The sequence below is a fragment of the uncultured Corynebacterium sp. genome (genome assembly GCF_945649885.1).
Lineage (GTDB): Bacteria > Actinomycetota > Actinomycetes > Mycobacteriales > Mycobacteriaceae > Corynebacterium.
In genome coordinates this window covers 1-10,535 of sequence record NZ_CALZFS010000103.1, presented here as the reverse complement: position 1 = coordinate 10,535, position 10,535 = coordinate 1, and the positions used below count along the sequence as shown (strand labels likewise).

Genomic DNA, 10,535 nt, shown 5'->3' with positions numbered 1-10,535 from the left:
CGGTGTCGATGGCGATCTCGCGCAGTGGGGTGCCCGGGGTCAGGTCCATGTACTGCAGGGCCTTCTCCGCGGATGCCTTGTCATTGTCATTGGTGAAGTCCTCCGGGTGCGGGACGTTTCCCGACAGCGGCAGCCCCTGTCCGGGGTTGGTACCCCAGGTGATGAATGGGGTCAGTGAGGAGCCGTCGATTGCAACGACCTTGTCGAACTCTGCCCCCTCATCGGTGGGCAGGGTCTTCCAATAGGCCACTGCCTCATCCCAGTCTGCGCCTGTCGGTGCCATCTCGCGGCCCTGGACATAGTCAAAGGTGGTCTGGTCTGGGGCGATCATGCCGGCGCGTGCGCCTGCTTCGATAGACATGTTGCAGATGGTCATGCGGGCATCCATGGACAGCTTGCGGATGGCTTCGCCGCGATATTCCAGGACGTAGCCCTGTCCACCGCCGGTGCCGATCTTGGCGATGATGGCCAGGATGAGGTCCTTGGAAGAGACACCTGGCTGCAGTTCGCCGGTGACCTCGATGGCCATGGTCTTGAAAGGCTTCAGTGACAGGGTCTGGGTGGCCATGACGTGCTCGACCTCGGAGGTGCCGATACCGAATGCCATGGCGCCGAAGGCACCGTGGGTGGAGGTGTGGGAGTCGCCACAGACAATCGTCATGCCGGGCTGGGTTGCTCCCAGCTGTGGGCCGACCGTGTGGACGATGCCTTGTCGGACATCCCCCATGGGGTGGAGGCGGACGCCGAATTCCTTGCAGTTGTCACGCAGTGTGGAGACCTGCAGGCGGGATACCTGATCATTGATCTCCAGCAGGGAACCGGTTTTGATGCCCTCGGTGGGCACGTTGTGGTCCTCTGTGGCCAGGTGCAGTTCCGGGTGGCGCAGTGGGCGTCCTGCCAGGCGGAGTCCATCGAAGGCCTGCGGGGAGGTGACTTCATGGAGCAGCTGCAGGTCGATGTAGAGGAGATCGGGCTCGCCGTTTTCTCCCTTGGACACGACATGGTCGCGCCACACCTTCTCTGCCAGGGTCAGCTTCTCATTCGAGGTGCTGGTATCCACGGGGCTGGTCATGGAAACTCACCGTCCTTAACTGTGTGAACTGTTGGTGTCTGCTGTTGTTAGTGTTTCTGCAGGTGTGAAGATTGCCGAGGGGTTTAGGTGGCTAATTCCGCGCCTTGGAACCATGCCCGCCCACCAACCTTGAAAATCCCACTCCTTGGGAAAACTATTTCGCTTCATGGGACAGCATAGCGCATTACCCCACCCTTTTGTCACTTCCTCTGAGAGTTTCCTCAAAACACGGCGCCCAAACCCCACACCCTTTCCACGTCTCACACAGTGGACTGATAGATTCGAAGCATGGGACAGCAAGAAACTTCAGAGATCACCACGGAAAGTGGCATCAAGGTCCTCGACCGTGCTGTGACGATCCTCAATGTCATCGCGGAACAGCCCCGCTCACTGGCCGAACTGGCTGCAGCCACCGATCTCCCCCGCGCCACCGCGCACCGCCTGGCCTCCGCACTGGAAGTCCACGGCATGCTGGCGCGTTCCCGCGATAACCGGTGGACCATCGGCGCACGGCTGGCCTCACTGGGAGCACGCGGTACCGACACCCTGATTGATATTGCCGTGCCGATCATGTCGGACCTGATGGAACGGACCGGGGAATCCGTCCAACTCTACCGTCTCACCGGCGCCACCCGAACCTGTGTGGCCAGCCAGGAACCCTCCTCGGGACTGAAGAATGTCGTGCCCGTGGGTACCCGCATGCCGCTGACGGCCGGATCTGCGGCACGGGTGTTTGCCGCCTACAACACCTCGGTGGCCTCCAATTCCTTCAGCGCTGCTGATCTGGACCAGGTCCGTGCTACAGGCCTGGCCGAATCAGTCAGTGAGCGCGAGGTGGGGCTTGCCAGCCTGTCCTGTCCCGTCTTTGATTCCAATGGTTCCATGATTGCGGTACTCTCCATCTCCGGCGTGGCCGAACGCCTGCGTCCACATCCAGCTGGCATGTGGGGAACCGAGCTTATCGACGCCGCCGAGCGCCTCGGAGCCCTGATCTAGTCACAGGGGTCCTGTAGGTGGCGCAGTTGCGCCACCAGCTGCCCCAACTGCTCGTTGAGGACATTGTCCCCCAGCCGTGCCACCGCTATGCGGTGGATCTGGGCATACCACCACTTCTGTTCCTGCCTGGTGGAGTTGAAGCGATCCCAGAGCAGCTCCCCCATCACCACATGATCGTCCAGGGTGGACATGAGGTTGTGGGTCTTATCCGCAACACTGATCAATACGGCATCGGCGTGTGCGCCATGTTCCAGGTGCTCCAGGTAGGAATCAGCACGGTCTTTCCATCTGGGAAGGGAATCATCCTTGGTCAGATCCCGCACCAGGGACAACACCCTGGGGCCGAAGTCCTGCTCCAGCTGGGTGGCCGAATAGTGCTCAGGTACGTCTTCCAGGGTGTCGTGGAGTAGTCCTGCGATCAGGACATCCTCATCGTCGGTGACGGAAGCCAACAGGTACATCACGGAAAACAGGTGGGTGACATACGGGATTCCACTGCCCTTACGCACATGGTCACGGTGGGCGACGCTGGCGGTGTTGATGGCCTTCCGCAACCTTGGTGTCAATGTCATTGACGCCGGGCTTTCTGACGTTCACGCCAGGGTTTCCAGACGCACACCACACCGGTGAGGATGATCAGCACATTGGAGATGATCCCATAAATTCCCAGGTAACCGAGTATGAGGCGCAGAGCCAGAAGGACCGTGCCAGCGATGATGATCACGATGCCTGCGGTGAGCATGCTGGATCTGTTATCTGTCGATGTCATCGAGTACTCTCTCCGGCCACACCACGTTCTTGGCCAGGGGGATCTGGTGGGAGGCACTTTCCAGAATATGCATGAAATATCCGGCGGTGTTGGGAATGCCGATGATATCACCGACCTTCACCCCCTGGGGGAATCTGATGCGACGCCGCAGGATCAGTTCATCCTCAATGCAGTAGGCACCCACCAGGTAGCCTTCCACTTCCTCACCATCAGCGGAGTCTGTGATGTGAAGCGGGTCCACCAGGTAGTCATCTGAGGTGGTTCGGCACTGGGTGCGGTTCATGGCAAGACCCACCAGTGGGAGGCCGTCACTGCGTGTTTTCACAAAGGCCACCTCTGCCAGGATGAGTCCACAACCATCAAGCAGGCTGCGGCCCGGTTCCAGATGAAGCCTCAGTCCACGGTCAATGAGCATCTGAGCCACCCCATCGCCCAGGACCTCCTGCAACCAGGGCCCCCGCACCGGTGACTGGTGGAAGGGGTAGGTGTTGGCAAGCTGATCCGCCTTCCAGGTAAAGGGGTCAGAGTAACCGTCCAGCACAGCCTGGCGCGCCGAATGATAATGCTCCCACTGCTGCCCATCATCGAGATAGCTCATAGGTACGCCACCGCCGAGATCAATGAAGGAGGGAGAATGTCCAGAGGTGCTCAGGGCGTCGATAAGCCCACAGCATTCCCGCAGTGCAGTGGCGCGGTCATCTGCCGCGTAGCCGTGGAGATGCACATGCAGACCAACGATCTCCACACCCGGAACTGGTTGCCGCAGGTGACGCGCCCACTCCCGGGTGCGCTCACCGAAACGGGTGGGTGGCAAAGTCTCTGGGTCCGGAGCCACCCGCGGTGCCACCAGGGCGGTACGGGAGCCTGCCAGGGCAGAAATCCGGCCCAGCTCATCACGGGAGTCCGCAGAGATGACCACACCATTGGCGATGGCCAGTTCCAGCAGCCGGTCCGGTTTGATGGCGGCGGAGAGGATGATCCGCTCCCCCGGTACCCCACGACCAAGCACCTGGGACAGTTCCCGCTCGCTGGCCACATCCACACCGTGGCCGGCATCACGCACAGCATCCACAAAGGTCAGCCCCTTGTTGGCCTTACGTGCAAAGAAAATGCGGGTATCCACACCCATCTGTCTACCTGCGTCCACCAACTCAGTGATATTTCGGGGCATGGAACCAGAATGCAGCACATTGACCGGGCTGCCGAACTCCTCGATCAACTCACGACAGGCCGCTGGATCTGCGGCGAGTTCTGCGGCCCACGGTTCCAGACGCGCAGTCATCGGTGGAATGCCATGTGCCTGCTGGGGGTCTGCAATCACCCGGCGCGCCCAGCGTGGGATCACGTCGTGGAGGGTACGGGAGAGGGTGTCGTTTCCCAGGACCACGTCTTCAGTCATCCTTCCGACTGCTGCGAGGTGTTGTTGGCCGGTGACGGTGCCATCGGGTTCAACGTCTAGGCCGCGGGTGCCAGGGCGGATGCGGGCGTGGCCGTCATGGACAAGCTTGCTTTCCAGGGTGCCGGCCACCACGCCGGGTGGTGGGATGATGGCATCGATGACCACGGTGATATTCAGTTCCTGGCTGAGGGCTGCGACGGGTTCGGCACCCCGGCCCAGATGCGTGATGTCAACCCGACCGGAGTCAATGAGGCGTTGCAGGTAAGCAGCACTTTCCGGGGGTGGGCCAAAGGCCAGGCGTTCCATCTCCCGGGCCAGGTCACCGAAGCCCTCGAGGGTGTCACGCCCGGTGTAAGAGGCACGTTCGACAATGGCGGGGTACATATCGCGCCAGGCAATGCCCATGCCCCAGGATTCATCGTTGTTGCCTGCTCGTTGCTGGATGTGCGCGGAGGTGTCCTCCAACACCTGGACCAGCTCAGCCAGGTTGCGGACAGCACGAATTCTTTCCTTTCCTGCGTCCAGGAGATCATCCAGGTCAAGGCCTGTGGTATCAGGTTTCACAGTCATCAGCTGACCCGTACGGGTGACGGGGATGAACACCTCCGGGGAACAGGTCCGGGTGATGTCAATGAAGGTCAGGGCTGCTCCCCGCACCAGGACGCGATCCTGCTTCCCGATACCTTCCAGGTTGGTGGCTGGGTACGGCGAGGTGATCAGACGGACCCCCTCCGGCACATCCTCTACACACAGCGCACCAGGCCAGTCATGGGCGTGACCGGTGGCCAGCAGGACCTCATCAAAGGGCAGACCATCCACACACCACTGCCGCCCCTCCGGATCAATGGACTCCACATGCACATGGTGGCGGGTCAGCGCACAGTCTGCAGGAACATGCTCCGCCAAAGCCTTCCAGGAATCAGCAAGGAACTCTCCCACCAGACGACGCGGAGGAAATGCATCCAGACTGCTATCACCACGAGCTGCCCGCCAGTGATCAAAACTGCCCAACTGAGTACGGATCAGCGAGGACCTGACATTAACCAACCACCCCTCCGGCTGCGAGGTGTCATAGGCAACACCCCTGCCATCATCAAAAACATGGAGATCCACCTCCACACCACGTTCCCTCGCCAGCCCCAACAGCTCCTCCGCCGCCCACAGGCCACGTGGACCCCCACCGACAATCGCAACCCTGATCACAGATTCTCCTCCACCCAATTATCGTTATAGATCGTGTCTATATACCTGGTCCCGCTATCATGCAACACAATCACCACATCACTACCCGGCGCGAACTCATGCTGGAGCTTATCGATGGCCGCAATCACCGCCCCACCCGAAGCGCCGGGAAGGATCGCCTCCGTGCGCACCAACCTACGTGCACCTGCAACCGAATCACGGTCATTGATGCGCAACACCCGGTGTGGACGCAGCCCCCTGGACAGCTCCGGCACCATACCCGCACCGAAACCGGGGAGATGACGGGGACCGGGGTGGCCGTCGAAAAGCACCGACCCCTCCGCATCAACCGCCGTCACCTGTGTGTGCAGGTTGTTCTGCTCAATATGACGCAAACAACCACCCACCGTTCCGGTGGTACTCACCGCCACCAACACATGGTCAGGAGCACGACCCAACTGCCCCACGATTTCCGTCATCGTGCCCTCCTGATGCGCACGAAACGCCTCCGTGTTGGAATACTGATCCAAACACACCGCCCCCTCCAACTCCCCCAGCAACTCCGCCACCCGGGTGCGCCGGGCAACCAGCCAGTCACCGGTTTCTGGATCAGGCTCGGTGATCTGATGGACCACGGCACCGAGCATCTGCATGTGGGTGACCGTGGACCGGTTGGTACGTGGGTCCACCACGCAGTGGAAGGCCCAGTCCCCCAGCACCGCCTCCCTGGCCAGGGCGATACCGAGGTTTCCGGAGCTTGATTCCACCACCGTATCCCCTGGTTTCAGGTTGCTCATGGCCACCATGGAATGTGCGGTGCGGTCTTTCGCGCTACCGCCTGGATTGAAGTACTCCAGTTTTGCCCACAGGTTGAAGTTCCAGTCCCTGGAGATCCGGTTCAGCCGTACAAGTGGGGTGTTGCCGATCGTGTCGGCAATTGTCGGGCCCTCAATGGCGTTCATTCATGCGATCATACGCATATCTATGTTGGCGGTGTCACACACGACTGGAAGGCAACCGACTCCCCATGATGTTCAGTACTGGGTCCGGTCATCCTTGTTCATCCACTGCTCAAACACCGTCCCGGCCGCGGGACTGTCAACCTGATGGGCGGGAATGCGACGCTCCTCCCGGGGCTTGGACAACTCCTCACAGATCACGGAATCAGCAAAACCGATCGCCGCCACATCCTCCCGACCGTTGGCGAAGAAGACCCTGTTCAACCGTGCCCAGTAGATGGCTCCCACACACATCGGGCAGGGCTCGGCATTGGCATAGAGCTCACACCCGCTGAGATCAAAGGTGTCGAGCCTGGCGGTGGCTGCCCGGATGGCGATCATCTCCGCATGACTGGTGGGGTCGTTGGTGATGATAACCCTGTTCCAGCCCTCGCCGATGATCTGATTGTTGTGCACCACCACAGCCCCGAAGGGGCCACCCTCGCCAGCATTCATCCCCTGTTCGGACAACTCGATGGCACGGTTGAGAAATTCTAGGTTCATACCTTTTCATTATGCCGACATGGCTGAAAAGTTCTGGGCAGCAGTCCTTCCCCGGGCCTTGGCATAGGAGTTTTCCAGAATTTTTCCACCAACCCGGTGGGACCGCCCATCTTCGGCGATATCGGCAAATGCACTGGTGAGATCACCATCACAGAAGCTACAGGAGTTATGTGGCGGTGAAATGTTGAATAGTTTTTATTTGCACCGTTTCAGTTTGCGTTTATTAAAACTGGGATAAGCTAGACTTATTAACGAGCCTTTCTCGGAGGAGTTCCATGACCAACACCCGCGGTCCAAAAATCACCCCACAAACAGATTCTCCCACCGCCAACCGCCCAGTTCCGGAAGCTCCCGGTGCCTACCGTGTACTGTCGATGGCCACCATTGGCTTCACCCTGATGTTCGCCGCATGGATGATGTTCGGCGTACTGGGCATTTCCATCCAGGAGGAATTCGGACTCACGGACGTCCAGCTGGCACTCATCAGCTCCGTGGCCATCCTCAATGGCTCATTATGGCGCCTGCCGGCCGGAATCATCACTGACCGCGTCGGTGGACGCATCGTGATGACAGTGCTGCTGGTACTTTCTTCCATCTTCAGTTTCCTGGTCTCACGGGCAGACTCCTACTCCATGCTCCTGGGCCTCGCCTTCGCCGTGGGCCTTGCCGGCAACTCCTTCTCCGTGGGAACCCCCTGGGTGGCTGCCTGGTTCAGTGAACGCCGCAACGGTTGGGCCATGGGAGTGTTCGGCGCCGGCAATGTGGGTGCATCAGTGACCAAGTTCATCGGCCCAGTCCTCATCGCCGCCACCGCCGGCACCCTCTACTTCGGAGGCCTGGTTGAAGGCGGCTGGCGCCTTGTCCCCGTCATCTACTCCATCGCGCTGATGGGCACCGCGATACTGCTCTGGTTCACCACCCCGGCCCAGGACAAACGCCCCGGGCAGGGCCGCAAACTCTCCGAGATGCTCGAACCCCTGAAGGAAGGCCGCGTCTGGCGCTTCAGCCTTTACTATGTCGCTGTCTTCGGCGCCTACGTGGCACTGTCCTCCTGGATGCCCAAGTACTACATCGACATGTACGAAGTCTCCACCTCCACCGCAGCACTCCTGACAGCACTGTTCATCTTCCCCGCCTCCTTGATGCGCCCCATCGGAGGATCACTCTCCGACCGCCTCGGAGCCAGACAGACAACCGTCTTCGCCCTGATTATCATGCTGGTAACCAGTGGCATCCTCGCTCTCCCCCTCAAGATCAACATCGTGATCTTCACCTTCTTGCTCTTCATGCTGGGCGTGGGCATGGGCATCGGCAAAGCCTCAGTGTTCAAGTACATCCCCGACGACTTCCCCGGCAACGTCGGCTCCGTTGGCGGCCTGGTGGGTATGTTCGGCGGTCTGGGTGGCGCCTTCCTTCCCCCACTCTTTGCCAGCGTCAAAGGAATCACAGGCCTGGACCAGGCAACCTTCCTGGTGATCTTTGCCCTGGTCGCCTTCTGCCTGGCCTGGCTGGTGCGCGCCATCTCCCTGATGAAGCGCACCTCACCTGACCCATTGTGGCAGCGCTTCGGTATCTAAACCAACACGAACGTGACTATCTACAACCGTTGGCTGCTACTAGTGTCCTGCGTCTTAAGTTCATGGGATAAGTAGTAGAATGTGGCTATGGCACGAACCGGGCGTCCGAAGGCCGAACTGATTCTCACTGATGGCGAAGGGATCACCAACAAGGATGTCGCCGCCCGGATAGGTTGTTCAGCTGCGACGGTGACCAAGTGGCGCTCGCGGTTCATCGAGCACCGCTTGGACGGCCTGGTCGACGATCCCCGCCCCAGCCGGCCTCCCACCGTGACCGCCGATCAGGTCGAAGACGTCGTCATCGCCACCCTGGAACAGACCCCGAGCAACGCCACCCACTGGTCCAGGGCGAAAATGGCCGAGCAGTCAGGGCTGTCGAAGTCGACGATCGGGCGGATTTGGAAGGCCTTCGGACTCAAACCCCACCGCGCGGACGGGTTCAAATTGTCCAATGATCCGCTGTTCGTGGAGAAGGTCTACGACATCGTCGGACTCTACCTCGACCCGCCGGAGTCTGCCGTGGTGCTCAGTGTGGATGAAAAGTCCCAGGTTCAAGCGCTGTCCCGGTCCCAGCCAGCATTGCCGATGATGCCGGGGATGCCGGAAAAACGCACCCACGACTATCTCCGCAACGGCACCACCAGCCTATTCGCGGCGCTCAACGTCGACGACGGCACGGTGATCGCCTCCACCCACCGGCGGCACCGGGCCACCGAGTTCAAGAAGTTTTTGACCAAGATCGATCACACCGTGCCCGAGCACCTGGATGTCCATGTCATCTGCGACAACTACGGCACCCACAAGCACCCCACCATCACTACCTGGCTTGCCAGACGTCCCCGATTCCACATGCATTTCACTCCGACGTACTCCTCCTGGATCAACCAGGTGGAGCGCCTGTTCGCGGAAGTCACCCGCGATCTACTGCAACGCAGTGACCACCGCAGCGTCCAGGCCCTGGAAAAAGACCTCCGTGAGTGGGTCAAGGCGTGGAATGAGAATCCGAAGCCCTTTATCTGGACCAAGACCGCCGAGGAGATTCTGGAATCACTGGGCCGACTATTACAACGAACTAACGGCGCAGGACACTAGAATAAAAATAAACAGGTATCTGCTGAATAGGGATCAGTCCACCCCCAAATTCACAGATCCCCGAAGCCCCTAACCACCGCGCGGAACGTCTACCCCAGACACGACCCAGGCATTTCAATTACCCAGTGCGCAAATTCAATCTCCGGAACTCGCATCCCTACCAATACGAAAGATTCTCAACAACAAGGAAAGCAGATATGAAGCCGGCAAGTTAATGTGACGTTCGTGGCTAACGAAGCAAGATCATCAAAAAATATTATTACCGGGAAGTTTCCCACAGCATTACAGCTCTATTCCCTGTTCATTACCGTTTATCTAATAATAATGATCATCGCACTTTTCCTCACCGCTGAAAAAACCAGATTCGCACTAATTGACCTCAGCGTCCGAGTAGGTGGTCCGCTCGCTGCTGCTTGCATTGCCTGGCTTGGAGTCAATCACACAGTCATAAACTCCAAGAGACTGGAAGTACTCAAAGAGTGGCACGCAGATCTGCGGTGGGCATGCGAACTATGCCATTCTCCCGAAGAGTCGAAAGTCATGCTGGGAGTCACACTCCTCGATTCTCTAGATAATCACCCAGATCTAGAAGAGCCCGAGCAAGAATTAATTGACGCAGCATTGCTCAGCATCACCAATCCAGTAACCTAGCATTAGAAAGGATTACCCATGAAGGTTGACGAAAATAAGAAATCTCCGGTTCGAGTCTCCACTGCCCGACCATCGGCCGGACAGGTAGCCGCTGCGAAATTGCTCATCAAGCGATCAGAAGAAGGAAAAAGTAAAGTCACCATCACGCCGAGGATCACACACCTGGCAAGCTTCTCCGACTAGACTTTTCATTCTTCAACCACAGGGGCGAAATTTTACTACCCCCTCATTTCAACATGAAAAAAGCACCGATTCTCAATGAAGAGAACCGGTGCTTCTAATTTTGTACCCCGTA

General features: G+C 59.1%; 11 protein-coding genes. 5 read left to right on the top strand and 6 right to left on the bottom strand.

What is annotated here, in order from left to right; translation table 11 throughout:
* A partial coding sequence (locus Q0M74_RS10715; RefSeq protein WP_293954269.1) for a 3-isopropylmalate dehydratase large subunit occupies positions 1–1,072 on the bottom strand: 1,072 nt, incomplete at its 3' end.
* A gap of 288 nt (positions 1,073–1,360) precedes the next feature.
* On the opposite strand from Q0M74_RS10715, the gene Q0M74_RS10710 reads away from it, so the two are divergent.
* Positions 1,361–2,068, top strand: coding sequence for an IclR family transcriptional regulator (locus tag Q0M74_RS10710; protein ID WP_293954267.1), 708 nt, complete (start codon positions 1,361–1,363; stop codon positions 2,066–2,068).
* Here Q0M74_RS10710 and Q0M74_RS10705 read toward each other — a convergent pair.
* The 5 genes from Q0M74_RS10705 to Q0M74_RS10685 all read right to left on the bottom strand — a co-directional run bounded on the left by Q0M74_RS10705 (position 2,065) and on the right by Q0M74_RS10685 (position 6,920).
* Positions 2,065–2,640, bottom strand: a complete 576-nt coding sequence (locus tag Q0M74_RS10705) for an HD domain-containing protein (RefSeq protein ID WP_293954265.1) — start codon at positions 2,638–2,640, stop codon at positions 2,065–2,067. The two genes, Q0M74_RS10710 and Q0M74_RS10705, sit on opposite strands and share 4 nt — an antisense overlap.
* A complete protein-coding gene (locus Q0M74_RS10700) occupies positions 2,637–2,837 on the bottom strand; it encodes a hypothetical protein (protein WP_293954263.1) in 201 nt (66 codons plus the stop codon). The genes Q0M74_RS10705 and Q0M74_RS10700 overlap by 4 nt, the downstream gene beginning before the upstream one ends.
* On the bottom strand, positions 2,821–5,439 hold the full coding sequence (locus Q0M74_RS10695) for an FAD/NAD(P)-binding protein (protein WP_293954261.1): 2,619 nt from the start codon (positions 5,437–5,439) through the stop codon (positions 2,821–2,823). The genes Q0M74_RS10700 and Q0M74_RS10695 overlap by 17 nt, the downstream gene beginning before the upstream one ends.
* Complete coding sequence (locus Q0M74_RS10690; RefSeq protein ID WP_293954259.1) at positions 5,436–6,380, bottom strand: pyridoxal-phosphate dependent enzyme; 945 nt, start codon at positions 6,378–6,380, stop codon at positions 5,436–5,438. The genes Q0M74_RS10695 and Q0M74_RS10690 overlap by 4 nt, the downstream gene beginning before the upstream one ends.
* A gap of 72 nt (positions 6,381–6,452) precedes the next feature.
* A complete protein-coding gene (locus Q0M74_RS10685; RefSeq protein WP_293954257.1) occupies positions 6,453–6,920 on the bottom strand; it encodes a nucleoside deaminase in 468 nt (155 codons plus the stop codon).
* Between the two features lie 275 nt (positions 6,921–7,195).
* On the opposite strand from Q0M74_RS10685, the gene Q0M74_RS10680 reads away from it, so the two are divergent.
* The 4 genes from Q0M74_RS10680 (at position 7,196) to Q0M74_RS10665 (ending at position 10,423) form a co-directional block, all read left to right on the top strand.
* On the top strand, positions 7,196–8,497 hold the full coding sequence (locus tag Q0M74_RS10680; protein WP_293954255.1) for a nitrate/nitrite transporter: 1,302 nt from the start codon (positions 7,196–7,198) through the stop codon (positions 8,495–8,497).
* Between the two features lie 87 nt (positions 8,498–8,584).
* Complete coding sequence (locus Q0M74_RS10675) at positions 8,585–9,589, top strand: IS630 family transposase (protein ID WP_293954253.1); 1,005 nt, start codon at positions 8,585–8,587, stop codon at positions 9,587–9,589.
* Between the two features lie 225 nt (positions 9,590–9,814).
* On the top strand, positions 9,815–10,240 hold the full coding sequence (locus Q0M74_RS10670) for a hypothetical protein (RefSeq protein WP_293954251.1): 426 nt from the start codon (positions 9,815–9,817) through the stop codon (positions 10,238–10,240).
* An 18-nt stretch (positions 10,241–10,258) separates the two neighbouring features.
* Complete coding sequence (locus tag Q0M74_RS10665; RefSeq protein WP_293954249.1) at positions 10,259–10,423, top strand: RNA helicase; 165 nt, start codon at positions 10,259–10,261, stop codon at positions 10,421–10,423.
* Positions 10,424–10,535: the final 112 nt, after the last annotated feature.

Coding starts and splice junctions, on each gene's coding strand:
- Q0M74_RS10710 (WP_293954267.1), top strand. CDS start 1,361: ATGGGACAGCAAGAAACTTCAGAGATCACCACGGAAAGTGGCATCAAG.
- Q0M74_RS10705 (WP_293954265.1), bottom strand. CDS start 2,640: ATGACATTGACACCAAGGTTGCGGAAGGCCATCAACACCGCCAGCGTC.
- Q0M74_RS10700 (WP_293954263.1), bottom strand. CDS start 2,837: ATGACATCGACAGATAACAGATCCAGCATGCTCACCGCAGGCATCGTG.
- Q0M74_RS10690 (WP_293954259.1), bottom strand. CDS start 6,380: ATGAACGCCATTGAGGGCCCGACAATTGCCGACACGATCGGCAACACC.
- Q0M74_RS10685 (WP_293954257.1), bottom strand. CDS start 6,920: ATGAACCTAGAATTTCTCAACCGTGCCATCGAGTTGTCCGAACAGGGG.
- Q0M74_RS10680 (WP_293954255.1), top strand. CDS start 7,196: ATGACCAACACCCGCGGTCCAAAAATCACCCCACAAACAGATTCTCCC.
- Q0M74_RS10675 (WP_293954253.1), top strand. CDS start 8,585: ATGGCACGAACCGGGCGTCCGAAGGCCGAACTGATTCTCACTGATGGC.
- Q0M74_RS10665 (WP_293954249.1), top strand. CDS start 10,259: ATGAAGGTTGACGAAAATAAGAAATCTCCGGTTCGAGTCTCCACTGCC.